29 protein-coding genes, 1 tRNA gene and 1 other annotated feature are annotated in these 24,469 nt (G+C 35.4%); all 30 genes read left to right on the plus strand.

Annotated features, from left to right (window positions below):
- The first annotated feature begins 8 nt into the window (after positions 1–8).
- The 30 genes from LQE93_RS08395 (at position 9) to rplE (ending at position 24,460) form a co-directional block, all read left to right on the plus strand.
- Positions 9–84, plus strand: a tRNA-Thr gene (locus LQE93_RS08395).
- A 66-nt stretch (positions 85–150) separates the two neighbouring features.
- Positions 151–1,344 carry an elongation factor Tu gene (gene tuf / locus LQE93_RS08400; protein ID WP_231073009.1) on the plus strand — a complete coding sequence of 398 codons (1,194 nt, stop codon included), beginning with the start codon at positions 151–153 and terminating at the stop codon, positions 1,342–1,344.
- A 161-nt stretch (positions 1,345–1,505) separates the two neighbouring features.
- Positions 1,506–1,655: a 50S ribosomal protein L33 gene (gene rpmG / locus LQE93_RS08405; RefSeq protein WP_055268369.1), complete on the plus strand. Its 150-nt coding sequence runs from the start codon at positions 1,506–1,508 to the stop codon at positions 1,653–1,655.
- Positions 1,656–1,707: 52 nt separating this feature from the next.
- Positions 1,708–1,938 carry a preprotein translocase subunit SecE gene (gene secE, locus LQE93_RS08410; protein ID WP_055268367.1) on the plus strand — a complete coding sequence of 77 codons (231 nt, stop codon included), beginning with the start codon at positions 1,708–1,710 and terminating at the stop codon, positions 1,936–1,938.
- Between the two features lie 36 nt (positions 1,939–1,974).
- Positions 1,975–2,496: a transcription termination/antitermination protein NusG gene (gene nusG, locus LQE93_RS08415; protein WP_186837934.1), complete on the plus strand. Its 522-nt coding sequence runs from the start codon at positions 1,975–1,977 to the stop codon at positions 2,494–2,496.
- Between the two features lie 83 nt (positions 2,497–2,579).
- Positions 2,580–3,005, plus strand: coding sequence for a 50S ribosomal protein L11 (gene rplK, locus LQE93_RS08420; protein WP_055268363.1), 426 nt, complete (start codon positions 2,580–2,582; stop codon positions 3,003–3,005).
- Between the two features lie 55 nt (positions 3,006–3,060).
- Positions 3,061–3,750, plus strand: coding sequence for a 50S ribosomal protein L1 (gene rplA, locus LQE93_RS08425; RefSeq protein WP_055268360.1), 690 nt, complete (start codon positions 3,061–3,063; stop codon positions 3,748–3,750).
- 45 nt (positions 3,751–3,795) lie between these two features.
- Positions 3,796–3,927: a sequence feature (ribosomal protein L10 leader region), on the plus strand.
- A gap of 37 nt (positions 3,928–3,964) precedes the next feature.
- Positions 3,965–4,468: a 50S ribosomal protein L10 gene (rplJ, locus tag LQE93_RS08430; protein ID WP_055268358.1), complete on the plus strand. Its 504-nt coding sequence runs from the start codon at positions 3,965–3,967 to the stop codon at positions 4,466–4,468.
- Positions 4,469–4,512: 44 nt separating this feature from the next.
- Complete coding sequence (gene rplL, locus LQE93_RS08435) at positions 4,513–4,878, plus strand: 50S ribosomal protein L7/L12 (protein WP_055268356.1); 366 nt, start codon at positions 4,513–4,515, stop codon at positions 4,876–4,878.
- Between the two features lie 314 nt (positions 4,879–5,192).
- Positions 5,193–8,906, plus strand: a complete 3,714-nt coding sequence (rpoB, locus tag LQE93_RS08440) for a DNA-directed RNA polymerase subunit beta (protein ID WP_231073011.1) — start codon at positions 5,193–5,195, stop codon at positions 8,904–8,906.
- A gap of 21 nt (positions 8,907–8,927) precedes the next feature.
- Positions 8,928–12,461, plus strand: a complete 3,534-nt coding sequence (rpoC, locus tag LQE93_RS08445) for a DNA-directed RNA polymerase subunit beta' (RefSeq protein WP_055268353.1) — start codon at positions 8,928–8,930, stop codon at positions 12,459–12,461.
- 148 nt (positions 12,462–12,609) lie between these two features.
- Positions 12,610–12,846, plus strand: a complete 237-nt coding sequence (locus LQE93_RS08450) for a ribosomal L7Ae/L30e/S12e/Gadd45 family protein (RefSeq protein WP_055268350.1) — start codon at positions 12,610–12,612, stop codon at positions 12,844–12,846.
- Positions 12,847–12,897: 51 nt separating this feature from the next.
- Entirely contained in the window at positions 12,898–13,275 is a 378-nt protein-coding gene (rpsL, locus tag LQE93_RS08455) for a 30S ribosomal protein S12 (RefSeq protein ID WP_032117018.1), read from the plus strand.
- 163 nt (positions 13,276–13,438) lie between these two features.
- Positions 13,439–13,909 carry a 30S ribosomal protein S7 gene (gene rpsG / locus LQE93_RS08460; RefSeq protein WP_032117019.1) on the plus strand — a complete coding sequence of 157 codons (471 nt, stop codon included), beginning with the start codon at positions 13,439–13,441 and terminating at the stop codon, positions 13,907–13,909.
- A gap of 74 nt (positions 13,910–13,983) precedes the next feature.
- On the plus strand, positions 13,984–16,050 hold the full coding sequence (fusA, locus tag LQE93_RS08465; protein WP_055268348.1) for an elongation factor G: 2,067 nt from the start codon (positions 13,984–13,986) through the stop codon (positions 16,048–16,050).
- Positions 16,051–16,219: 169 nt separating this feature from the next.
- A complete protein-coding gene (tuf, locus tag LQE93_RS08470) occupies positions 16,220–17,413 on the plus strand; it encodes an elongation factor Tu (protein WP_186837932.1) in 1,194 nt (397 codons plus the stop codon).
- Positions 17,414–17,974: 561 nt separating this feature from the next.
- Entirely contained in the window at positions 17,975–18,283 is a 309-nt protein-coding gene (gene rpsJ, locus LQE93_RS08475; RefSeq protein WP_032117023.1) for a 30S ribosomal protein S10, read from the plus strand.
- A 74-nt stretch (positions 18,284–18,357) separates the two neighbouring features.
- Positions 18,358–18,987 carry a 50S ribosomal protein L3 gene (gene rplC, locus LQE93_RS08480; protein WP_055267033.1) on the plus strand — a complete coding sequence of 210 codons (630 nt, stop codon included), beginning with the start codon at positions 18,358–18,360 and terminating at the stop codon, positions 18,985–18,987.
- Between the two features lie 23 nt (positions 18,988–19,010).
- On the plus strand, positions 19,011–19,631 hold the full coding sequence (gene rplD / locus LQE93_RS08485; RefSeq protein WP_055267034.1) for a 50S ribosomal protein L4: 621 nt from the start codon (positions 19,011–19,013) through the stop codon (positions 19,629–19,631).
- On the plus strand, positions 19,631–19,927 hold the full coding sequence (gene rplW / locus LQE93_RS08490; protein WP_032117026.1) for a 50S ribosomal protein L23: 297 nt from the start codon (positions 19,631–19,633) through the stop codon (positions 19,925–19,927). Before rplD ends, rplW begins: the two co-directional genes overlap by 1 nt.
- A 61-nt stretch (positions 19,928–19,988) precedes the next feature.
- The gene (gene rplB, locus LQE93_RS08495; RefSeq protein ID WP_055267036.1) at positions 19,989–20,822 is read left to right on the plus strand and encodes a 50S ribosomal protein L2; all 834 of its coding nucleotides are present in this window, start codon (positions 19,989–19,991) and stop codon (positions 20,820–20,822) included.
- 66 nt (positions 20,823–20,888) lie between these two features.
- On the plus strand, positions 20,889–21,173 hold the full coding sequence (gene rpsS / locus LQE93_RS08500; protein WP_032117028.1) for a 30S ribosomal protein S19: 285 nt from the start codon (positions 20,889–20,891) through the stop codon (positions 21,171–21,173).
- Between the two features lie 21 nt (positions 21,174–21,194).
- On the plus strand, positions 21,195–21,530 hold the full coding sequence (gene rplV, locus LQE93_RS08505) for a 50S ribosomal protein L22 (protein ID WP_055267038.1): 336 nt from the start codon (positions 21,195–21,197) through the stop codon (positions 21,528–21,530).
- Positions 21,531–21,551: 21 nt separating this feature from the next.
- Positions 21,552–22,220 carry a 30S ribosomal protein S3 gene (gene rpsC / locus LQE93_RS08510; protein ID WP_055267040.1) on the plus strand — a complete coding sequence of 223 codons (669 nt, stop codon included), beginning with the start codon at positions 21,552–21,554 and terminating at the stop codon, positions 22,218–22,220.
- A gap of 17 nt (positions 22,221–22,237) precedes the next feature.
- Complete coding sequence (gene rplP / locus LQE93_RS08515) at positions 22,238–22,672, plus strand: 50S ribosomal protein L16 (RefSeq protein WP_040419026.1); 435 nt, start codon at positions 22,238–22,240, stop codon at positions 22,670–22,672.
- Entirely contained in the window at positions 22,672–22,884 is a 213-nt protein-coding gene (gene rpmC / locus LQE93_RS08520; RefSeq protein WP_032117032.1) for a 50S ribosomal protein L29, read from the plus strand. The genes rplP and rpmC overlap by 1 nt, the downstream gene beginning before the upstream one ends.
- Positions 22,885–22,906: 22 nt before the next feature.
- Positions 22,907–23,161, plus strand: coding sequence for a 30S ribosomal protein S17 (gene rpsQ / locus LQE93_RS08525; protein WP_055267042.1), 255 nt, complete (start codon positions 22,907–22,909; stop codon positions 23,159–23,161).
- Positions 23,162–23,192: 31 nt separating this feature from the next.
- Positions 23,193–23,561 carry a 50S ribosomal protein L14 gene (gene rplN, locus LQE93_RS08530; RefSeq protein ID WP_021876949.1) on the plus strand — a complete coding sequence of 123 codons (369 nt, stop codon included), beginning with the start codon at positions 23,193–23,195 and terminating at the stop codon, positions 23,559–23,561.
- 16 nt (positions 23,562–23,577) lie between these two features.
- Positions 23,578–23,892 (plus strand): 50S ribosomal protein L24, encoded by a 315-nt coding sequence (gene rplX / locus LQE93_RS08535; protein WP_055267043.1) that lies wholly within the window; start codon positions 23,578–23,580, stop codon positions 23,890–23,892.
- 22 nt (positions 23,893–23,914) lie between these two features.
- Positions 23,915–24,460 (plus strand): 50S ribosomal protein L5, encoded by a 546-nt coding sequence (gene rplE, locus LQE93_RS08540; RefSeq protein ID WP_055267044.1) that lies wholly within the window; start codon positions 23,915–23,917, stop codon positions 24,458–24,460.
- Positions 24,461–24,469: the final 9 nt, after the last annotated feature.

Consider the following 24,469-nt stretch of genomic DNA (forward strand, 5'->3'; position numbering starts at 1 on the left):
ACTTTAATGCTCACGTAGCTCAGTCGGCAGAGCGTCGCCTTGGTAAGGCGGAGGTCGTCGGTTCAATCCCGATCGTGAGCTCCAATTATATACATTTAGAAATGCAAACGCTAGGCAAGGTGTATCTAAAGAAGTAAGGAGGAATTTCAAATGGCAAAGCAAAAATTCGAAAGAAGCAAACCACACGTTAACATTGGAACAATCGGTCACGTAGACCACGGTAAGACTACATTAACAGCGGCTATTACAACAGTATTAGCAAACAGAGGATTCGCTGAAGCATTCAACTATGCAGATATCGATAAGGCTCCAGAAGAAAAAGAAAGAGGAATCACAATCAATACAGCTCACGTTGAATACGAAACAGAACATAGACACTACGCTCACGTAGACTGTCCAGGACACGCTGACTATGTTAAGAACATGATCACTGGTGCTGCACAAATGGACGGAGCAATCTTAGTTTGTTCAGCTGCAGACGGTCCAATGCCTCAAACAAGAGAGCACATACTACTAGCTTCAAGAGTTGGTGTTGACTACATCGTTGTATTCTTAAACAAAGCAGATATGGTTGACGACGAAGAATTATTAGAATTAGTTGAAATGGAAGTTAGAGAATTACTTTCTGAATACAACTTCCCAGGAGATGACATTCCAGTAATCAAGGGTACAGCTTTAAGAGCATTAGAAAACCCAACAGATCCAGAAGCAACAGCTTGCATCATGGAATTAATGGATGCTGTAGACAGCTACATCCCAACACCAGAAAGAGCTACTGATAAGCCATTCTTAATGCCAGTAGAAGACGTATTTACAATCACTGGTAGAGGAACAGTTGCAACAGGAAGAGTTGAAAGAGGAGTTCTTCACGTATCAGACGAAGTTGAAATCGTAGGATTAATGGAAGAAAAGAGAAAAGTAGTAGTAACAGGAATAGAAATGTTCAGAAAGTTACTAGATGAAGCTCAAGCTGGAGACAACATCGGAGCATTATTAAGAGGTGTTCAAAGAACTGACATCGAAAGAGGTCAAGTATTAGCAAAAGTTGGATCAGTAAATCCACACAGCAAGTTCGTAGGTCAAGTATACGTACTTAAGAAAGAAGAAGGTGGAAGACATACTCCATTCTTCGATGGATACAGACCACAATTCTACTTCAGAACAACAGACGTTACAGGATCAATCAAATTACCAGATGGTATGGAAATGGTTATGCCTGGAGACCACATCGATATGAACGTTGAATTAATAACTCAAGTTGCTATGGATGAAGGTTTAAGATTCGCTATCAGAGAAGGTGGAAGAACTGTAGGTTCAGGAGTTGTTACATCTATAATAGAATAATACAGAAGAAAAAAGGGCTGGGTTACTTTACCTAGTCCTTTACAAAGCTGATATTATTGACATAATAATAGTTTTATGATAATGTGTTAAAGTAATTAACGAAATACTGAAACACAATAGCATAGAGACTTATGATTATTTAAATACTGGAGGTGCAGACTGTGAGAGTTAAAATAACATTAGCATGCACAGAGTGTAAGCAAAGAAACTATAACACAATGAAAAACAAGAAAAACAACCCAGACAGAATGGAAATGCACAAATATTGCAGATTCTGTAAGAAGCATACAACTCATAAAGAAACAAAATAATTAGCTTATATAGTAATGACACATACTCGCGATAGTTTAAGGATGTGAAACGATGGCTATTAAAGAAGGTGTAAAAACTAAAAGTAAATCTGAAAAAAATAGTATTGCTAAATTTTTCAGAGAAATTAAGGCAGAGGTTAAGAGAATAACTTGGCCGTCTAAAGATGACACAAAGAAAGCGTTAATTGCAGTTGGCGTAGTTGTACTAATATATATAGTATTAGTAGGTGGGTTAGATTATATTTTTTCAAGCCTCTTTAAATTAATTTTTAATCTGAAATAAAGGAGGTTTAGGTGAAATTTTTCATCTAAAAAATATATGAGCGAAAGAGCAAGATGGTATGTAGTACATACATACTCAGGTTATGAAAACAAAGTGAAGGCTAATATTGAGAAGACTGTTGAAAACAGAAATCTTGAATCTTTAATTCATGACATCCAAGTTCCAATGGAAGAAGTTATTGAAGAAAAAGATGGAAAACAAAAAGTTTCACTTAAAAAGAAATTTCCAGGGTATGTACTAATTAAAATGCTAATGACTGATGAGTCATGGTATGTGGTTAGAAACACAAGAGGTGTAACAGGATTCGTTGGACCTGGTTCTAAACCAGTACCGCTTACTGATGAAGAGATTGAAAACATGGGAGTTGTAGAAGTTCCAGTTGATATTGATTTAGAAGTAGGTGAAAGTGTAGTTGTTATTTCTGGACCGCTTAGAGAATTCGTAGCGATCATCCAAGAAATAAACATCGAAAAGCGTAAGATAAAAGCTTTAATCGATATGTTCGGAAGAGAAACTCTTGCTGAACTAGATTTCAATCAAGTTGAGAAATTAGTTTAATATTACTATATAAACTAATGTTTTTAATTAAGTGGGAGGATTATTATAAAATCCGTATTACCACAGTATAGGAGGAATAGTAAATGGCTAAGAAAGTAACAGGAATGATTAAATTACAACTTCCTGCAGGTAAGGCAACACCAGCACCACCAGTAGGTCCAGCTTTAGGACAACACGGTGTTAATATTATGGGATTCTGTAAGGAGTTCAATGCAAAAACTGCTAACCAAGCTGGATTAATAATACCAGTTGTTATAACAGTTTACCAAGATAGATCTTTTAGTTTTATCTTAAAGACTCCTCCAGCAGCAGTTCTAATTAAGAAAGAATTAGGATTAGAAAGCGGATCTGGAGTACCAAACAGAACAAAAGTTGGTAAGCTAACTAAAGATCAAGTTAGAAAAATTGCTGAATTAAAAATGCCAGACTTAAATGCAGCTTCAATCGAATCAGCTATGAGCATGATCGAAGGAACAGCAAGAAGTATGGGCGTTACTATTGAAGAGTAATTCTTTAAAAATAAGTGGGAGGTAAAAACCGTTAGTACCACGTAGGAGGCTTATTATGGGAAAGAAATATGTTGAAAGTACAAAATTAATAGATAAAAGTGTTTTATACACTCCATCAGAAGCTTTAGATTTAGCTGTTAAAACTGCTAAAGCTAAGTTTGATGAAACTGTTGAGTTACACGTAAGATTAGGGGTTGACCCAAGACACGCTGACCAACAAGTTAGAGGAGCTGTTGTTCTTCCAAACGGAACTGGTAGATCAGTTAAAGTTTTAGTATTCGCTAAGGGTGCTAAGGCTCAAGAAGCTCAAGAAGCTGGAGCAGATTTCGTTGGAGCTGAAGAATTAGTTCAAAAGATCCAAGGTGAAAACTGGTTCGACTACGATGTAGTAGTTGCTACTCCAGATATGATGGGTGTTGTTGGTAGATTAGGTAGAGTATTAGGACCTAAGGGATTAATGCCAAACCCAAAATCAGGAACAGTTACATTTGATGTAGCTAAGGCTATCGCTGAAATCAAAGCTGGTAAGGTTGAATATAGAGTTGACAAAACTGCTATCGTTCACTGCCCAATCGGAAAGGTTTCATTCGGAGTTGAAAAGTTACAAGAAAACTTCCACGCTTTAATGGAAGCTTTAATAAAAGCTAAACCAGCAGCTGCTAAGGGACAATACGTTAAATCTGTATCTGTTTCAAGCACTATGGGACCTGGAGCAAAAATTAATCCAACTAAAGTTTTAGATTAATTATTGACATAACGTTAAGTTTATAATATAATAAATTTCGTTGTGAAAAAAAGAATACTGTTTCCGTAGACAGTAGGTGCCGAAAGGTTTAAATAATTGCCTACCTAGGAATCAAAATAAGGTAAGTAATTATTTTGGTCTTCCTATGTCTATGGGAAGACCTTTATTAATATATTTTGCAGTTAAGAAACTGTGAGGAGGTGGACACACAGTGATGAACAAGAATAGAACATTAAAAGAAGCTAAAGTAGCTGAAATTAAAGAAAAGTTAGAAAAAGCTCAAGGTGTTGCATTAGCTAACTACCAAGGTTTAACAGTTGAAGAAGATACAATGTTAAGAAAGAGCTTAAGAGAAGCTGGTGTTGAATATAAAGTTTACAAAAACACTTTAGTAACATTAGCAGCTAGAGAATTAGGTTTAGAAGACTTAGTTCAACATTTAGAAGGACCAGTTTCAATAGCATTCGGATACGAAGATGCTACTGCTCCTGCTAGAGTATTATTTAACTTTGGTAAAGAGCACAAGAAATTAGAGCTTAAAGCAGGTGTTGTAGAAGGTATTGTTTACGACAAGGCTGGAGTTGAAAAACTTGCTACAATCCCATCAAGAGAAGTTCTTATCGCAAAACTTCTTGGAAGCTTCAAGGCTCCATTATCAAACCTTGCATACTTATTAAATGCAATCAAGGAAAAGAAAGAATCAGAATCAGCTGAATAATTGCTGGTTATTAATTTAAAAAAAGAATTTGGAGGGAATTTAAAATGACAAGAGAAGATATCATTCAAGCTATAAAAGAAATGACAGTTTTAGAATTAAACGAATTAGTTACTGCATGTGAAGAAGAATTTGGTGTTAGCGCTGCTGCTCCTGTAGCTGTTGCTGGTGCTGTTGCTGGTGGAGCTGCTGCTGAAGAAAAGACAGAGTTCGACGTGGTATTAACTAACGCTGGAGCTAACAAAATAAAGGTTATCAAAGTTGTTAGAGAATTAACTGGATTAGGATTAAAGGAAGCTAAGGAAATAGTTGACGGAGCTCCTAAGACTCTTAAAGAAGCTGTAGCTAAAGAAGCTGCTGAAGAAATGAAAGCTAAATTAGCTGAAGTTGGAGCAGAAGTAGAAGTTAAGTAATTTCTATTTAAATATAAAAAGGTGCTTTATAGCACCTTTTTTATTTGTCAATATATTAATATAATGGAGTTAATTGGGCAAAATACTATTATATTAACAGGATATAATTAATATACAAAAGTATTGACAAAAAATATTGTATATGGTACTATTACAAAATGTACTGTTCAATATGGAAAACTATATATTCTTGCGGAAAATGAGTATAATTTTTTAGAAAAAAGGTTATACTAAGACGTGATGCCTCCGAAAGCACAATTCCCTAGGGAAAGTGTGTTTTTGGTTATTTTACTTTATACAAGGGGTGAAAATTCATGGTACATCCTGTCCAAGTTGGAAAAAGAACTAGAATGAGTTTTGCAAAAGTTAAAGATGTAACTGAGATGCCAAACTTAATAGAAGTACAATTGGATTCTTACGAATGGTTTTTAAGAGAAGGATTATTAGAAGTTTTTGATGACATTAATCCTATTACAAACTTTACTGGGAATCTTGTACTTGAATTCGTAGACTACAAACTTGATATGGACAATATTAAGTATTCGGTGGAAGAGTGTAAGGAGAGAGACGCTACTTATGCTGCTCCATTAAAAGTGTCTGTAAGACTAACAAATAATGAAACTGGAGAAATAAAAGAACAAGAAGTGTTTATGGGAGATTTCCCATTAATGACTGAACAAGGTACTTTTGTTATTAATGGTGCTGAAAGAGTTATCGTAAGCCAATTAGTAAGATTTCCAGGAGTTTACTACAACTATTCAGTTGATAAGAGTGGTAAGAAATTATTCTCTTCAACTGTAATACCAAACAGAGGAGCATGGTTAGAATACGAAACTGATTCTAACGATATTATCTATGTAAGAATAGATAAGACAAGAAAGCTTCCAATAACTATTTTAGCTAGAGCTATGGGCTTCGGAAGCGATCAAGAGCTTTTAGAGTACTTCGGTGAAGAAGAAAGATTTAAAGCTACAATAGAAAAAGATAATACTAAAACTAGAGAAGAAGCATTATTAGAAATATATAAGAGATTAAGACCAGGTGAACCACCAACTGTTGATTCAGCTGTATCTTTAATAGACTCTTTATTCTTTGATGCAAAGAGATACGATCTTTCTAGAGTTGGTAGATACAAATTTAATAAGAAATTAGCTATAAACTTAAGACTTATAAATCAAATAGCAGCGACTGATATAATAAACCCTTCAACTGGTGAAGTTATGGTTGAACAAGGTCAAAAAATCAGTAGAACTATGGCTGAAGCAATCCAAAATGTTGGAATTAATTCAGTTGATATCTTAGTTGAAGATAGAGTTTTAAGAGTTATAGGTAACCACTTTGTTGATATTCATAAATTTGTAAACTTTGATATAAGTGATTTAAACATTAGAGAGGCTGTTCATTACCCAACTTTAATGGAAATATTACAAAATTATGATGATGAAGGATCAATAAAAGAAGAGATTAAAAAGAACATAAATAGATTAATACCTAAACACATCGTTAGAGATGATATATTTGCAACTATAAGTTATGAAATTGGTTTAGCTTACGGTGTAGGATATACAGATGATATCGACCACTTAGGTAATAGAAGATTAAGATCTGTTGGTGAGTTATTACAAAACCAATTCAGAATTGGTTTATCAAGAATGGAAAGAGTAGTTAAGGAAAGAATGACTATTCAAGACCAAGAAGCTATAACTCCACAAATGTTAATTAACATTAGACCAGTATCAGCAGCTATAAAAGAATTCTTTGGTAGCTCACAATTATCTCAATTCATGGATCAAACTAATCCATTATCAGAATTAACTCATAAGAGAAGATTATCTGCATTAGGACCAGGAGGTCTTTCAAGAGAAAGAGCTGGTTTCGAAGTAAGAGACGTTCACTATTCACATTATGGTAGAATGTGTCCAATTGAAACTCCAGAAGGTCCAAATATAGGTCTTATCAACTCTTTAGCTACATATGCAAGAGTTAATGAATATGGATTTATTGAAACTCCATATAGAGTTATAGATAAAGATACAGGTATAGTTACAAATGAAATTAGATATTTCACAGCTGATGAAGAAGATTTATACTTAGTTGCGCAAGCAAATGAGCCAATTGGAGAAGACGGAAAGTTTATTGACAGTAGAGTTACTGTAAGACATAAGCATGACATTTTAGTTGTTAATGCTAAAGAAGTAGACTTAGTTGACGTATCTCCAAGACAAATCGTTTCTGTTGCTACAGCGATGATTCCTTTCCTTGAAAATGATGACGCATCGAGAGCACTGATGGGTTCAAACATGCAACGTCAAGCAGTTCCACTATTAAAGCCACAAGCACCAATAGTAGGTACAGGAATAGAGTACAGAGCAGCTGCAGATTCAGGAGTATTACCTAAAGCTAAAAACGCTGGTAAGGTAGTTTACGTTTCAGCTGATGAAATAAGAATAAGAAGAGATGTAGATGGTGGAATTGATACTTACAAGTTACTTAAGTTCAAGAGAAGTAACCAAGGTACTTGTATAAATCAAAGACCTTTAGTTGATAATGGTGAAATAGTATTTAAGAACCAAGTATTAGCTGATGGACCATCAACTGATTTAGGTGAAATTGCATTAGGTAAGAACATCAGAATGGGATTCATAACTTGGGAAGGTTATAACTACGAAGATGCGATGCTAATTTCTGAAGAATTAGTTAGAGAAGATGTATTTACATCTATCCACATCGAAGAATATGAATGTGAAGCAAGAGATACAAAGTTAGGACCAGAAGAAATAACAAGAGATATTCCTAACGTTGGAGAAGATGCTTTAAGAGATATAGATGAAAGAGGTATAATCAGAATCGGTGCTGAAGTTAGATCTGGTGACATCCTTGTTGGTAAAGTAACTCCAAAGGGAGAAACAGAATTAACTGCTGAAGAAAGATTATTAAGAGCGATCTTTGGTGAAAAAGCTAGAGAAGTTAGAGATACTTCTTTAAGAGTTCCACACGGAGAAGCAGGTATAATCGTTGATGTAAAAGTATTTACAAGAGAAAACGGTGATGATCTAAATCCAGGTGTTAATGAACTTGTAAGATGTTATATAGCTCAAAAGAGAAAGATATCTGTTGGGGATAAGATGGCAGGACGTCACGGTAACAAAGGGGTTATCTCAAGAGTTTTACCAGAAGAAGATATGCCATTCTTACCAGATGGTAGACCACTACAAATTTGTTTAAATCCACTAGGGGTTCCATCACGTATGAATATCGGGCAGGTATTAGAAGTTCACTTAGGATGGGCTGCAAGTCAATTAGGATGGCATATAGCTACTCCAGTGTTTGATGGTGCAACTGAAAGTGATATTGAAGCATGTTTAGAAAAGGCTGGATATAATGCAAACGGAAAGACTGTATTATACGACGGAAGAACTGGGGAAGCATTTGATAACCCTGTTACAGTTGGTATAATGTATATCTTAAAACTTGCTCACTTAGTTGATGATAAGATCCATGCTAGATCAACAGGTCCATACTCATTAGTAACTCAACAACCACTTGGAGGTAAAGCTCAATTTGGTGGTCAAAGATTCGGTGAGATGGAAGTTTGGGCGTTAGAAGCATATGGTGCTGCTCATACACTACAAGAAATGCTAACAGTTAAGTCAGATGACGTTGTTGGTAGAGTTAAAACTTACGAAGCAATCGTAAAGGGTGAAAACATACCAGAACCAGGAGTTCCAGAATCATTCAAGGTTCTAATTAAAGAGCTACAAGCTTTATGTTTAGATGTTAAAGTATTAAATGATGCAAATGAAGAAGTTAAATTAAAAGAATTTGCAGATGAAGATATGGATGATTTAGAGGTAAATATTGAAGGAACAGAAGAAATAGTTAACGATATTCCTGTAGGAGACGATAGCTACACTTCAAGTGAAGACGAGATCGAAGAAGATATAGAATTCGATGCTGATGCATTCACTTTAGATGGGTTCCATGAAGAAGAATTAGAACTAGATGATTTTGTCAATGATGAACACTAAAATTGAAGGGAGGATATACCCTTGTTTGAATTAAACAATTTTGATGCTATACAAATTGGTTTAGCTTCACCTGACCAAATAAGAGAGTGGTCTAGAGGAGAAGTTAAGAAACCTGAAACAATTAACTATAGAACATTAAAACCAGAAAGAGATGGTCTATTCTGTGAAAGAATATTTGGACCAATGAAAGACTGGGAATGTCATTGTGGTAAGTACAAAAGAGTTAGATACAAAGGTATCGTTTGTGATAGATGTGGAGTTGAAGTAACTAAGGCTAAAGTAAGAAGAGAGAGAATGGGGCACATTGAACTGGCTGCCCCAGTATCTCACATTTGGTACTTCAAAGGTATTCCATCAAGAATGGGATTACTTTTAGATATGTCACCAAGAGCTTTAGAAAAAGTTCTTTACTTTGCTTCATATGTAGTAATAGATCCAAAGGAAACTCCATTACTTAAGAAGCAATTATTAAGTGAAAAAGAGTACAGAGAAGCAGTAGATAAGTTCGGTGAAGAAAGCTTTGTAGCTGGAATGGGAGCTGAAGCTGTTCAAGATCTTTTAGGAGAAATCGACTTAGATTCAACTGGAAGAGATCTTAAAGAAGAACTTAAAACTAGCACAGGTCAAAAGAGAGTAAGAATAATAAGAAGACTTGAAGTTGTTGAATCATTCAGAAAATCTGGAAATGATCCAAGATGGATGGTTATCAATGTTATTCCAGTAATACCTCCAGATTTAAGACCAATGGTTCAATTAGATGGTGGTAGATTTGCTACTTCTGACTTAAATGATCTTTACAGAAGAGTTATAAACAGAAATAACAGATTAAAGAAGCTTTTAGATTTAGGAGCTCCAGATATAATCGTTAGAAATGAAAAGAGAATGCTACAAGAAGCTGTAGATGCTCTTATAGATAATGGTAGAAGAGGAAGACCAGTTACTGGTCCAGGAAACAGACCTCTAAAATCATTATCAGATATGTTAAAAGGTAAGCAAGGTAGATTTAGACAAAACTTACTTGGTAAGAGAGTTGACTACTCAGGAAGATCAGTTATCGTTGTTGGACCTGAGCTTAAGATGTACCAATGTGGTTTACCAAAAGAAATGGCTTTAGAATTATTTAAGCCTTTCGTTATGAAAAAATTAGTAGAAGATGGAATAGCACACAATATTAAGAGTGCTAAGAGAATGGTTGAGAGAGTAAACAATCAAGTATGGGATATACTTGAAGAAGTTATTACTGACCATCCAGTTTTACTAAACAGAGCACCTACTCTACATAGATTAGGTATTCAAGCATTCCAACCAGTATTAGTTGAAGGAAGAGCTATTAAACTTCATCCATTAGTATGTACAGCATATAACGCTGACTTCGATGGTGACCAAATGGCTGTTCACGTACCATTATCAGTAGAAGCTCAAGCAGAAGCTAGATTCTTAATGCTTGCAGCAGGTAATATAATGAAACCTTCAGATGGTAAGCCAGTTTGTGTTCCTACACAGGATATGGTTCTAGGTTCATATTACTTAACTATGGATAAAGAAGGTGCGAAGGGTGAAGGAAGCTACTTTGCAGATGTAGATGAAGCTATAATGGCTTACAACGTTGGTGAAATAGCTGTTCATGCTGCAATTAACGTTAGAATGTTTAGAGAAGTTAATGGAGAAATGAAACATGGTATTATAAAAACTACTGTAGGTAAGATTATATTCAATGAATCTATACCTCAAGATTTAGGATATGTTGATAGAGAAAATCCTGAAACTATGTTTGACTTAGAAGTTGATTTCTTAATTACTAAAAAGACATTAGGAAAGCTTATTGATAAGTGTTATACAAAACACGGCCCAACAAATACATCAATAATGCTTGATAAGATAAAAGCTTTAGGATATCACTATTCATCAATTGGAGCTGTAACAGTAGCTGCATCTGATATGATAGTACCTGATGCTAAATATGAACTTCTTAAAGATGCAGAACAAACTGTTGAAAAGATAGAAAAGATGTATAAGAGAGGGTTCATATCAGAAGATGAAAGATATGAAAGAGTAATCGAAAAGTGGAGTAAAACTACTGAAGATGTTGCGAATGCACTTATGGATAGTTTGGATAAATTCAATCCAATATTCATGATGGCTGACTCTGGAGCCAGAGGATCTAAGGCTCAGATAAAACAATTAGCTGGTATGAGAGGACTTATGGCCGCTCCATCAGGTAAAATTATCGAGTTACCGATCAAAGCATCATTCAGAGAAGGTCTTTCAGTATTAGAATACTTCATATCTACACACGGTGCTAGAAAGGGTAATGCCGATACAGCACTTAAGACTGCCGACTCAGGATACCTAACAAGAAGACTTGTTGACGTATCACAAGACGTTATCGTAAGAGAAGAAGATTGTGGTACTGATAGAGGTATAATAGTAAGCGAAATCAAAGAAGGTAACGAAGTTATTGAAGGATTAGCTGAAAGACTATATGGAAGATATACTGCTGAAGATATCATTAACCCTGAATCAGGAGAAGTAATGGTAGCTAAGGATCAATATATTGACGGACATATGGCTGATAAAGTTGTTGCAGCAGGTGTTAAAAAAGTTAAGATTAGATCTGTATTTACATGTTCTTGTAAGATTGGTGTTTGTGCTAAGTGTTACGGTATGAACATGGCTACAGCTCAAAAAATAAATATTGGTGAAGCTGTTGGTATAATAGCTGCACAATCTATCGGAGAACCAGGTACTCAGCTTACAATGAGAACATTCCATACTGGTGGTGTTGCCGGTGCGGATATCACTCAAGGTCTTCCTAGAGTTGAAGAATTATTTGAAGCTAGAAAACCAAAGGGATTAGCTATAGTAAGTGAAATCTCAGGTTCTGTAAGAGTAGAAGAAACTAAGAAGAAGAGAACTGTTTACGTAATGGGTTCTGATGGTGAAGAACGTAGCTACGACATACCATTTGGATCAAGATTAAAAGTTTCAGATGGAGATGTTATAGAAGCTGGAGATGAAATAACAGAAGGTTCAGTTAACCCTCATGATATTATGAATATCAAAGGTGTTGAAGGAGCTAGAAGATACTTACTTTCTGAAGTTCAAAAAGTTTATAGACTTCAAGGGGTTGATATCAACGATAAGCACTTAGAAGTTGTTGTTAGACAAATGACAAGAAAAGTTAAGGTTTCAGATTCAGGAGATACTGATTTATTACCAGGTACTATGATAGATATGTTCGACTTCGAAGCTGAAAATGAAAGAGTTAGAGAGTTTGGAGGAGAAGAAGCACAAGGTGAAATTGCTTTATTAGGTATTACTAAAGCAGCTTTAGCTACTGATAGTTTCCTATCAGCTGCATCATTCCAAGAAACTACTAGAGTTCTTACAGAAGCAGCAATCAAAGGTAAGGTAGATCCTTTAGTTGGATTAAAAGAAAATGTAATTATAGGTAAGTTAATTCCAGCTGGTACAGGTATGATGAGATACAGATCTGTAGACCTTGATGTAGAGAGTGAAGACGAAGAAATTGAAACAATTGATGTAATTGAATAATACAATGTAAATTTATTGACATGTGTATGCTTAAATGATAAAATACCAATTGTGTGATTTTTAAAAAGCTACACTACAAGATAAATGTCTGCATGATTCATAGAGACATGCAAATGTCTCTATGAACTTTATAATGAGGGGGGATTTCATGTTAGACAAAATTGTAGGAAAGAAAGTCATAGGCGTAAAGCAATGCCAAAAACTCATTAGAAACGGCAAAGTTTTATATGTAGCTAAAGATGCAATTAGTAAGCTTGTATTACCTTTAATAGAGCTTGCTAAAGAGAATAACGTAGAGATAGTAGAAATATCTACTATGAAAGAACTAGGGAAAATGAGTGGAATTGATGTTAAATCAGCTGCTACATTAGTACTTAATGATTAATATGCGTTTATCTTATTTAATATAGATAAATAAATTTCAGGAGGTGACAAAATGCCAACTATAAGCCAATTAGTAAGAAAAGGTAGAAAAACTGTTGTTAACAAATCTACAGCACCAGCACTTAACGAGTGTCCACAAAGAAGAGGAGTTTGTACTGTTGTAAAAACTACTACTCCAAAGAAGCCTAACTCAGCTTTAAGAAAAATTGCCAGAGTAAGACTTACAAACGGATTCGAAGTTACTGCTTACATCGGTGGTGTAGGACACAACTTACAAGAGCACAGCGTTGTTCTTATAAGAGGTGGAAGAGTTAAGGACCTTCCTGGTGTTAGATACCATATCGTTAGAGGAGCACTTGACTGTGCTGGAGTAGCTAACAGAATGCAAGGAAGATCTAAATACGGTGCTAAGAGACCTAAGAAAAAATAGTTTCTTAAACTAAAATAGTGCTTATCTTCGGCATTGATTATACACTATAGATAGCAATACATATGGTTTATATAAATGTAAGAAGCGAAGCACTTTGCGGTAGGGTAAGACTTTACCGAGTACCGATGAACTTAAATTTAAAATTGTTAAGGAGGGAAGAAAAGTGCCAAGAAAAGGATTTATCGCTAAGAGAGATGTATTACCAGATCCAATGTACAACTCAAAGGTTGTTACTAAGTTAATAAACAACGTTATGGAAGATGGTAAAAAGGGAGTAGCTCAAAAGATATGCTACGAAGCGTTTGAAATAATGGCGCAAAAAACAGGCAAAGATGCTTTAGAAGTATTTGAAGAAGCTATGAACAATGTAATGCCTTTATTAGAAGTTAAAGCTAGAAGAATAGGTGGTGCTAACTACCAAGTTCCAATAGAAGTTAGACCTGAAAGAAGACAAACTTTAGGTTTAAGATGGATTTTAGCTGCAGCTAGAAAAAGAGGCGAAAAAGTTATGGCTGAAAGATTAGCTGGGGAATTATTAGACGCAGCTAACAATACTGGTGCTGCTGTTAAGAAGAGAGAAGATACTCACAAGATGGCAGAAGCAAACAAAGCATTCGCTCACTACAGATACTAATACAAAAACTGTTTTGGCTTGTGCCAAAACAGTTTTGTCGAATATAAAATTACTCATTGAGAGGAGGACATACAATGGCTAGAAAATATCCATTAGATAAATTCCGTAACTTTGGAATAATGGCTCATATAGATGCTGGTAAAACAACTACTACTGAGCGTATATTATTCTATACTGGAAAAACTCACAAAATCGGTGAAACGCACGAAGGTGCTTCACAAATGGACTGGATGGTTCAAGAGCAAGAAAGAGGTATAACAATTACTTCTGCTGCTACAACTTGTTTCTGGGAAGGTCATGAATTAAACATAATCGATACTCCAGGACACGTAGATTTTACAGTTGAGGTTGAGAGATCATTAAGAGTTCTTGACGGAGCTGTTACAGTTCTTGACGCTAAGAGTGGTGTTGAACCACAAACTGAAACTGTTTGGAGACAGGCAGATAAGTATGGCGTTCCAAGAATGATATATGTTAATAAAATGGATGCTACAGGTGCTGACTTCTTCAGATGTATAAACACTGTAAGAGATAGATTAAAAGCAAATGCAGTTCCAATACAAATACCAGTAGGTGCTGAAGCTGACTTCAGAGGAATGGTTGACTTAATAGCTAACCATGCTATCATAACTTACGATGATTTAGGTAAAGATGTAAGAATTGAAGAAATTCCTGCAGATTTAGCTGATCAAGCTGAAGAATACAGAATGGCTATGATAGAAGCAATAGCTGAAACTGATGAAGAATTAATGGAAAAATACCTAGAAGGTGAAGACATAACTGAAGAAGAGTTACATGCTGCTTTAAGAAAAGCTACTATAGCTAACGAAATAGTTCCATGTATCTGTGGTTCTTCATACAAGAACAAGGGTGTTCAAGAAATGATTAATGGGGTTGTTGCTTACTTACCATCACCATTAGACATTCCTGCTATCCAAGGTCAAACTTTAGAAGGTGAAGAAGATTCAAGAGAAGCTTCAGATGAAGCTCCAATGGCTGCATTAGCATTCAAAATTGCTACTGACCCATTCGTTGGAAAACTTGCATTCACAAGAATTTATTCTGGTGTAATGAACAGTGGTTCATACGTTCTTAACTCAACAAAAGGTAAGAAAGAAAGAATCGGAAGACTTGTTAAGATGCATGCTAATACAAGAGAAGAAGTTGAATCTTTAGAAGCAGGTGAATTAGGAGCAATCATCGGATTAAAGAACACTACAACTGGTGATACTTTATGTGATGAAAATGCACCAATCATACTTGAATCTATGGAATTCCCAGAACCAGTTATATCTGTAGCTATCGAGCCAAAGACAAAAGCTGGTCAAGAAAAGATGGGATTAGCTTTAGCTAAGTTAGCTGAAGAAGATCCAACATTCAAGACTTGGACTGATCAAGAAACAGGTCAAACAATCATCGCTGGTATGGGTGAGTTACACTTAGACATCATCGTTGATAGACTTCAAAGAGAATTCAAGGTTGAATGTAATGTAGGTGCTCCTCAAGTTGCTTACAAAGAAACTATCAGATCTGCTGTTAAAGCTGAAGCTAAGTACGCTAAGCAATCAGGTGGTAAGGGTCAATACGGTCACGCTGTAATTGAAATGGAACCAACTGAAGGAGAATACGTATTTGAAAATGCTATCGTTGGAGGAGCTGTTCCAAGAGAATATATTCCTGCAATCGATGCTGGTATTCAAGAAGCTGCTAAGAACGGTATAATAGCTGGATACGAAGTTATAAACTTCAAAGTTAAGTTAGTACACGGTTCTTACCATGAAGTTGACTCATCAGAAATGGCATTCAAAATCGCTGGTTCTATGGCGTTCAAGAACGCTATGCAAAAAGCAAGTCCAGTATTACTTGAACCAATGATGAAGGTTGAAGTAACTGTTCCTGAAGAGTACATGGGAGATGTTATTGGTGACATCAACTCAAGAAGAGGTAGAATGGAAGGAATGGAAGCTGTTAATGGAGCTCAAATTATAAGAGCATACGTTCCACTAGCAGAAATGTTCGGATATGCAACTACTTTAAGATCTAGATCTCAAGGTAGAGGTACTTACTCAATGGTATTCGATCACTATGAAGAAGTTCCAAAGAGCATTCAAGAAGAAGTAGCTGGAAAAAGAGCTAAATAATATGTAATAATTTTTTGTGATGTTGTTCATAATTAAGTTATGGACTTCATCATAAATATTAATATAAATTTTAAAAATAACTAATTTAAATAATTATAAAATTTAAAGCATAACAGTTTATTTATTCTGTTAAGTTGAAAAATTTTATTTCCATAAGGAGGAATTTCAAATGGCAAAGCAAAAATTCGAAAGAAGCAAACCACACGTTAACATTGGAACAATCGGTCACGTAGACCACGGTAAGACTACATTAACAGCGGCTATTACAACAGTATTAGCAAACAGAGGATTCGCTGAAGCATTCAACTATGCAGATATCGATAAGGCTCCAGAAGAAAAAGAAAGAGGAATCACAATCAATACAGCTCACGTTGAATACGAAACAGAACATAGACACTACGCTCACGTAGACTGTCCAGGACACGCTGACTATGTTAAGAACATGATCACTGGTGCTGCACAAATGGACGGAGCAATCTTAGTTTGTTCAGCTGCAGACGGTCCAATGCCTCAAACAAGAGAGCACATACTACTAGCTTCAAGAGTTGGTGTTGACTACATCGTTGTATTCTTAAACAAAGCAGATATGGTTGACGACGAAGAATTATTAGAATTAGTTGAAATGGAAGTTAGAGAATTACTTTCTGAATACAACTTCCCAGGAGATGACATTCCAGTAATCAAGGGTTCAGCTTTAAGAGCATTAGAAAACCCAACAGATCCAGAAGCAACAGCTTGCATCATGGAATTAATGGATGCTGTAGACAGCTACATCCCAACACCAGAAAGAGCTACTGATAAGCCATTCTTAATGCCAGTAGAAGACGTATTTACAATCACTGGTAGAGGAACAGTTGCAACAGGAAGAGTTGAAAGAGGAGTTCTTCACGTATCAGACGAAGTTGAAATCGTAGGATTAATGGAAGAAAAGAGAAAAGTAGTAGTAACAGGAATAGAAATGTTCAGAAAGTTACTAGATGAAGCTCAAGCTGGAGACAACATCGGAGCATTATTAAGAGGTGTTCAAAGAACTGACATCGAAAGAGGTCAAGTATTAGCAAAAGTTGGATCAGTAAATCCACACAGCAAGTTCGTAGGTCAAGTATACGTACTTAAGAAAGAAGAAGGTGGAAGACATACTCCATTCTTCGATGGATACAGACCACAATTCTACTTCAGAACAACAGACGTTACAGGATCAATCAAATTACCAGATGGTATGGAAATGGTTATGCCTGGAGACCACATCGATATGAACGTTGAATTAATAACTCAAGTTGCTATGGACGAAGGTTTAAGATTCGCTATCAGAGAAGGTGGAAGAACTGTAGGTTCAGGAGTTGTTACATCTATAATCGAATAATTTCAATTATAAATGTATAACTTTTAAAATTAAAAGATTAATTTCTTACAAATATATAAGCGCTAAAAAAGTCATGACAATTGAAAAGAATAAGGGGACGCCCTTATTCTTTTTTTTATTTAAAAAAAATTTTTTATGGATGATAATGTTTAACATGTGAAGTTTAGGGGAAGATTAAAAAAGATAATCTAAAAAAGGCTAAAATTACATCTAAATAACTATTGATTAAAATTAAAAATCATTATAGAATATTAATTGCAAATTGAGAAAAAACACAGAAATTATTTACTTTAAAATCCAATAATGACGATGAAAAAACAATAAAAAAAGTCTTGATAAAGATATGTAAACATAGTATAATAAAGAAGTTGTGTAATATGACGCGATGAATCAAGAGGTTGTCGGACTTCCGGGTTATTCTTGAGGAGCAAGTTAGGATCTAGAATCCAACGACAGTGATTAGTTTTACGTTTCATATATATGAAACACCAGGAACAGTTTACAGAACTATCGCTGTTGTGCGTTAGAAGTAAAGCGTACATGAAAAGGAGGGAAACCAGAATGTCAAAACAAAAAATAAGAATCAGATTAAAGGCTTTTGATCACACAATATTAGATCAATCAGCTGAAAAAATCGTTGAAACAGCAAAGACTACAGGTGCAAAGGTTGTAGGTCCAGTACCACTACCAACTGAGAAAGATGTAATAACAATCTTAAGAGCTGTTCACAAGTACAAAGATTCAAGAGAACAATTCGAAATCAGAACACACAAGAGATTAATCGACATCGTTAATCCATCACCAAAGACTGTTGATGCTTTAATGAGATTAAACTTACCAGCTGGTGTGGATATCGAAATAAAGCTATAATTAATATTTAAACGAAAAGTTGAACGGTTATGATTGCTAAGCAATCCGCTAATACGTTTAGGAGGTGTAAATACATGAAAAAAGCTATAATCGGTAAGAAAATAGGTATGACTCAAATATTCGACGAGAATGGAAAAGTTGTTCCTGTAACTGTAGTAGAAGCTGGCCCATGTGTTGTTGTTCAAAAGAAGACTATCGAAAAGGATGGTTATGAAGCAATACAAGTAGGTTTCGGTGAAATAAGAGAAAAGTTAGTGAATAAACCAGTTAAAGGTCATTTCGCTAAAGCAGGAGTTTCTTTAAGAAGAACTTTAAAAGAATTTAGATTAGATAACGCTAACGAATACGAAGTTGGTCAAGAAATAAAGGCTGACATATTCACTGCTGGTGAAAAAGTTGACGTTTCTGGAGTTTCTAAAGGTAAGGGATTCCAAGGTGTTATCAAGAGATGGAATGCTAACAGAGGACCAATGTCACACGGTTCTAAGTTCCACAGAGCAGTAGGTTCAATGGGAGCTTCATCAGATCCATCAAAAACATTCAAGAACAAGCAAATGCCAGGACATATGGGTGCTGTTAACACTACAGTAATGAACTTAGAAGTAGTTAGAGTTATCCCAGAAAAGAACTTAATACTAGTTAAGGGTGGTATCCCTGGTGCAAATAAGAGCACAGTAGTAATAAGAAACGCAGTTAAAGCTTAATTCTGTAGAAAGGAGGAAATAGGATGCCTACAGTAGGATTATTTAACAAAGAAGCAAAGCAAGTTGGAGATATCCAATTAAATGATAAAGTATTCGCAGTAGAAGTGAATGAAGCTGCAATGCATCAAGTAGTTGTTGCATTATTAGCTAACAAGAGACAAGGAACTCAATCAGCTAAAACTAGAGCTGAGGTTAGAGGAGGCGGAATCAAGCCTTGGAGACAAAAGGGAACTGGTAGAGCAAGACAAGGTTCAATCAGAGCACCACAATGGATCAAAGGTGGAGTTGTATTCGCACCAAAGCCAAGAGATTACAGAATGTCAATACCAAAGAGCATGAAAAGAGTTGCTATGGTATCAGCATTAACTAGCAAGGTTCAAAACAACGAAATGGTAGTTTTAGAAAGCTTAGATTTCGAAGCACCAAAGACAAAGCAAGTTGTTGAAATGTTAAAAGCTTTCGAAGCTAAGAAGACATTAATCATCACTGCTGAATCTAACGAAAATGTTTATAAATCTGCTAGAAATATTGAGGGGGTAGCAGTATTACCTGTTAACAACATCAATGTTTATGATTTATTAAAGTATCCAACAGTAATGGTAACTAAGGATGCCGTAACAAAGATTGAGGAGGTGTACGCATAATGAAGTTAACAAGCCACGATATAATAAGAAAGCCTGTTATAACTGAAAAATCTATGACTGCTATGGCAGAAAAGAAGTACACTTTCATAGTTCACATGAATGCTAACAAAGTTCAAATAAAAAGAGCTTGTGAAGAAATTTTCGGCGTTAAAGTTGAAAAAGTTCAAACAATCAGAACTATGGGAAAAACTAAGAGAATGGGCGTACATGTTGGTAAGAGAGCTGACCAAAAGAAAGCTATCGTTACTTTAGCTCAAGACAGCAAAGCTATTGAATTCTTTGAAGGAATGCAATAATTTTAAAAAAGCGTAGTATTGGCGACAAAGCCAGAGAAGCTTAAAGAAGGAGGGAATTAGCATGGCAGTTAAAAAGTTTAGACCTACTACACCATCAAGAAGAGAAATGACTATGGCTACTTTTGAAGAAATAACTACAAATAGCCCAGAGAAATCACTTCTTGTTTCTTTAAAGAAAACTGGTGGTAGAAATGCTCAAGGTAAAATAACTGTAAGACACCACGGTGGTGGAGCTAAGAGAAAATACAGAATAATAGATTTCAAGAGAAACAAGGATGGTATTCCAGCAAGAGTTGCTACTATAGAATACGATCCAAACAGAACAGCTTACATTGCGTTAGTTGTATATGCTGATGGAGAAAAGAGATACATACTTGCTCCAGTAGGATTAAAGGTTGGAGATACAGTAGTATCTGGACCAGAAGCAGATATCAAACCAGGTAACTGTTTACAATTAAAGCACATGCCAGTTGGTACAGTAATTCACAACATCGAATTACAAGCTGGTAAAGGTGGTCAAATGGTAAGATCAGCTGGTACTTCAGCTCAATTAATGGCTAAGGAAGGCGATTACGCTACATTAAGATTACCATCAGGTGAAATGAGATATGTAAGAATCGAATGTAGAGCTACAATCGGAACAGTTTCTAACACTACTAACGATATCATCAACATTGGTAAAGCAGGTAGAAAGAGACACATGGGATGGAGACCTACAGTTAGAGGTTCTGTAATGAACCCTTGCGATCACCCTCATGGTGGTGGTGAAGGTAGATCACCAATCGGTAGACCAAGTCCAGTTACTCCTTGGGGTAAACCAGCTCTTGGATACAAGACTAGAAAGAATAAGAAGTATTCTGATAGATTTATAATTAAGAGAAGAAATAGCAAATAATTGAAGAGAATTTTAATTCTCTTCGAGGTTTGCTAAGCCTAGAGATTATGAAGGGAGGCAAAAATAGTGAGTAGATCAATTAAAAAAGGGCCTTTCGTACACGAAGGACTTTTAAAGAAAATAGAAGAAATGAACGCTAATGGTGAGAAAAAAGTTGTTAAGACTTGGTCAAGAAGTTCAACAATTTTCCCACAAATGATCGGTCATACAATCGCTGTTCACGATGGAAGAAAGCACGTTCCAGTTTATGTTTCAGAGGATATGGTTGGACATAAGTTAGGAGAATTCGTTCTTACTAGAACTTATAAAGGACACGATTACGACGAGAAAGCATCAAGAAAGAGAAAGTAATCTCAGAAAGGAGGAACATAAATGGAAGCTAGAGCTATAGCTAAATACGTTAGAATATCTCCAATGAAAGTAGGAGTTGTTCTTGATTTAATAAGAGGAAAGAGTGTTAACGAAGCTTTCGCTATATTACAATATACTCCAAAGGATGCTGCAGTTGTTATAAACAAAGTTTTAAAATCAGCTGTTGCAAACGCAGAGAACAATCATGACTTAAACGTTGAAAACTTATATGTTGCAGAAACATTCGTAGGTGCTGGTCCAACATTAAAGAGATTCAGACCAATGGATCACGGTAAAGCATTCAGAATCAACAAGAGAACAAGTCATATTACAGTAGTAGTTAAAGAAAGAGCTTAATAAAGAAGGAGGGAAACAATAGTGGGTCAAAAAGTACATCCTCACGGACTTAGAGTAGGAGTTATCAAGGGTTGGGATGCAAAATGGTACGCTGACAAGAAGACTTTTGCAGACAACTTAATCGAAGATAACAAAATAAGAGAATTCGTAAAGAAGGAACTTTTCTCAGCTGGTATCTCTAAGATAGAAATCGAAAGAGCTGCTAAGAGAGTTAAGTTAAATATATATACTGCTAAACCAGGTGTTGTTATCGGTAAAGGTGGAGCAGGAATCGAAGCTTTAAAAGCTAAGGTTGCAAAATTAGTAAACGGAAAGAACATCTTAATCAACATCGTTGAAGTTAAGAATGCAGAAGCTAATGCTCAATTAGTAGCTGAAAATATAGCTGCTCAATTAGAAAAGAGAGTATCTTTCAGAAGAGCTATGAAGCAAAGCATCCAAAGAGCTATGAAATTAGGAGCTAAGGGTGTTAAAACTGCTTGTTCAGGAAGATTAGGCGGAGCTGAAATCGCTAGAACTGAACAATATCATGAAGGAACAATTCCACTACAAACATTAAGAGCTGATATCGATTATGGATTTGCTGAAGCAGATACAACATACGGAAAAATCGGAGTTAAAGTTTGGGTTTATAATGGAGAAGTTCTTCCAACTAAAAAAGTTGAAAAGAAGGAAGAAGTTAACGCATAAGAAAGGAGGAATAAGTCATGTTAATGCCTAAAAGAGTAAAGCATCGTAAGGTACAACGTGGTAGAATGAAAGGTAAGGCAACTAGAGGTAATTTCCTTGCATACGGAGATTTCGGTATACAAGCGCAAACTTGTGGTTGGATTACAAGCAATCAAATTGAATCTGCCAGAATTGCTATAAATAGATACATTAGAAGAGGTGGAAAACTTTGGATAAAAGTATTCCCAGATAAGCCAGTTACTGAAAAACCAGCTGAAACAAGAATGGGTTCTGGTAAAGGTTCACCAGAATACTGGGTAGCTGTAGTTAAACCTGGTAGAGTATTATTTGAATTATCAGGAGTTAACGAAGAAGTTGCAAGAGAAGCAATGAGACTTGCATCACACAAACTTCCTGTAAAGTGTAAGTTCGTTACAAGAAGAGATTTTGAGGAAATGGGTGGTGAAGAATAATGAAGGCTAGAGAGTTAAAAGAATTAAGAGCAAATAATCCTCAAGATTTAAAGGTTAAATTAAACGACCTTAAAGCTGAATTATTCAATTTAAGATTCCAATTAGCTACAGGTCAATTAGAAAATCCTATGAGAATAAAAGAAGTGAAAAAATCTATAGCCCAAATCAAAACCATCATAAGAGAAGAAGAGATCAGGGCATTTGAACAGTAAATCTGGAAGGAGGTAGCCCCTAATGGAAAGAGGATTAAGAAAAAAGAGAATCGGTAGAGTTGTTTCTGATAAAATGGAAAAAACTATCGTTGTTGCTGTTGAAACTAAAGTAAGACATCCACTTTACGGGAAAACAGTAAACAGAACTACTAAATTTAAAGCTCATGATGAAAATAATGAAGCAAAAATTAATGATAGAGTATTAATAATGGAAACTAGACCATTATCTAAAGATAAGAGATGGAGACTTGTTGAAATAGTTGAAAGAGCTAAATAAGCTTTAAAGACTGAAAGGAGGGTAAAATTCAATGATACAACAACAAACCTTACTAAAGGTAGCAGATAACTCAGGTGCAAAAGAAATCATGTGTATCAGAGTTTTAGGCGGATCAAAAAGAAAGTTCGGTAACATTGGAGATATAATAGTTGCTAGCGTTAAAAGTGCAACACCAGGCGGAGTTGTTAAAAAAGGTGACGTTGTAAAAGCTGTTATAGTTAGATCAGTAAGAGGATTAAGAAGAGCTGACGGTTCATACATCAAATTTGATGAAAACGCAGCGGTTATAATAAAAGACGACAAGCAACCAAGAGGAACTCGTATATTCGGGCCTGTTGCTAGGGAGCTAAGAGATAAAGAATTCAATAAAATATTATCATTAGCACCAGAAGTTCTATAATAAGGAGGTGGCTAATTTGAAGTTACACGTTAGAAAGAACGACACAGTAGTAGTTATTTCTGGTAAAGATGCTGGAAAGACTGGTGAAGTTTTAAAAGTATATCCAAAGACAGGAAAGGTTCTTGTTCAAGGAGTTAACATAGTAAAGAAACACCAAAAGCCAACAAGAGCAAACGCTCAAGGTGGTATAATAGAAAAAGAGGGAGCTATATTCAGCTCAAAAGTTATGTTATACTGCACAAAATGCAAAAATGCTACAAGAATTAGCAACAAAATCTTAGAAGATGGTACTAAGGTTAGAACTTGTAAGAAGTGCGGAGAAACATTCTAGAATTTGAAAGGAGGTACTTATAATGACACCAAGACTTCAAGAAAAGTACAAAAATGAAGTAGTTCAAGCGATGATTGAAAAGTTCGGATATAAAAATATTATGGAAGTTCCAAAGCTTGAAAAAATAGTTATAAACATGGGAGTTGGAGAGGCTAAAGATAACCAAAAGGTTTTAGAATCAGCTGTTGCAGATTTAACTTTAATCACTGGTCAAAAGCCAATCTTAACTAGAGCGAAGAAATCAGTTGCAAACTTTAAGATAAGAGAAAACATGGCATTAGGATGCAAAGTAACATTAAGAGGAACTAAAATGTTTGAATTTGCTGACAAACTAGTGTCAATAGCCCTTCCAAGAGTTAGAGACTTCAGAGGAGTTTCAGATAAGGCTTTCGATGGAAGAGGAAACTATTCATTAGGAATTAAAGAGCAATTAATATTCCCAGAAATAGAATACGATAAAATCGATAAAGTTAGAGGAATGGATATAATCTTCGTTACTAGTGCAAAAACTGACGAAGAAGCAAGAGAATTATTAAGATTCCTTGGAATGCCATTCGCTCAAAAATAAGGAGGGAAA

It is taken from the genome of Clostridium sp. NSJ-145 (genome assembly GCF_021044725.1).
GTDB lineage: Bacteria > Bacillota > Clostridia > Clostridiales > Clostridiaceae > Clostridium > Clostridium disporicum_B.

Excerpts from the sequence above, each read along its gene's own strand:
- tuf (WP_231073009.1), top strand. The coding sequence starts at position 151 with ATGGCAAAGCAAAAATTCGAAAGAAGCAAACCACACGTTAACATTGGA.
- secE (WP_055268367.1), top strand. The coding sequence starts at position 1,708 with ATGGCTATTAAAGAAGGTGTAAAAACTAAAAGTAAATCTGAAAAAAAT.
- nusG (WP_186837934.1), top strand. The coding sequence starts at position 1,975 with ATGAGCGAAAGAGCAAGATGGTATGTAGTACATACATACTCAGGTTAT.
- rplK (WP_055268363.1), top strand. The coding sequence starts at position 2,580 with ATGGCTAAGAAAGTAACAGGAATGATTAAATTACAACTTCCTGCAGGT.
- rplA (WP_055268360.1), top strand. The coding sequence starts at position 3,061 with ATGGGAAAGAAATATGTTGAAAGTACAAAATTAATAGATAAAAGTGTT.
- rplJ (WP_055268358.1), top strand. The coding sequence starts at position 3,965 with ATGAACAAGAATAGAACATTAAAAGAAGCTAAAGTAGCTGAAATTAAA.
- rplL (WP_055268356.1), top strand. The coding sequence starts at position 4,513 with ATGACAAGAGAAGATATCATTCAAGCTATAAAAGAAATGACAGTTTTA.
- rpoB (WP_231073011.1), top strand. The coding sequence starts at position 5,193 with ATGGTACATCCTGTCCAAGTTGGAAAAAGAACTAGAATGAGTTTTGCA.
- LQE93_RS08450 (WP_055268350.1), top strand. The coding sequence starts at position 12,610 with ATGTTAGACAAAATTGTAGGAAAGAAAGTCATAGGCGTAAAGCAATGC.
- rpsL (WP_032117018.1), top strand. The coding sequence starts at position 12,898 with ATGCCAACTATAAGCCAATTAGTAAGAAAAGGTAGAAAAACTGTTGTT.
- fusA (WP_055268348.1), top strand. The coding sequence starts at position 13,984 with ATGGCTAGAAAATATCCATTAGATAAATTCCGTAACTTTGGAATAATG.
- tuf (WP_186837932.1), top strand. The coding sequence starts at position 16,220 with ATGGCAAAGCAAAAATTCGAAAGAAGCAAACCACACGTTAACATTGGA.
- rpsJ (WP_032117023.1), top strand. The coding sequence starts at position 17,975 with ATGTCAAAACAAAAAATAAGAATCAGATTAAAGGCTTTTGATCACACA.
- rplC (WP_055267033.1), top strand. The coding sequence starts at position 18,358 with ATGAAAAAAGCTATAATCGGTAAGAAAATAGGTATGACTCAAATATTC.
- rplD (WP_055267034.1), top strand. The coding sequence starts at position 19,011 with ATGCCTACAGTAGGATTATTTAACAAAGAAGCAAAGCAAGTTGGAGAT.
- rplW (WP_032117026.1), top strand. The coding sequence starts at position 19,631 with ATGAAGTTAACAAGCCACGATATAATAAGAAAGCCTGTTATAACTGAA.
- rplB (WP_055267036.1), top strand. The coding sequence starts at position 19,989 with ATGGCAGTTAAAAAGTTTAGACCTACTACACCATCAAGAAGAGAAATG.
- rplV (WP_055267038.1), top strand. The coding sequence starts at position 21,195 with ATGGAAGCTAGAGCTATAGCTAAATACGTTAGAATATCTCCAATGAAA.
- rplP (WP_040419026.1), top strand. The coding sequence starts at position 22,238 with ATGTTAATGCCTAAAAGAGTAAAGCATCGTAAGGTACAACGTGGTAGA.
- rpmC (WP_032117032.1), top strand. The coding sequence starts at position 22,672 with ATGAAGGCTAGAGAGTTAAAAGAATTAAGAGCAAATAATCCTCAAGAT.
- rpsQ (WP_055267042.1), top strand. The coding sequence starts at position 22,907 with ATGGAAAGAGGATTAAGAAAAAAGAGAATCGGTAGAGTTGTTTCTGAT.
- rplN (WP_021876949.1), top strand. The coding sequence starts at position 23,193 with ATGATACAACAACAAACCTTACTAAAGGTAGCAGATAACTCAGGTGCA.
- rplE (WP_055267044.1), top strand. The coding sequence starts at position 23,915 with ATGACACCAAGACTTCAAGAAAAGTACAAAAATGAAGTAGTTCAAGCG.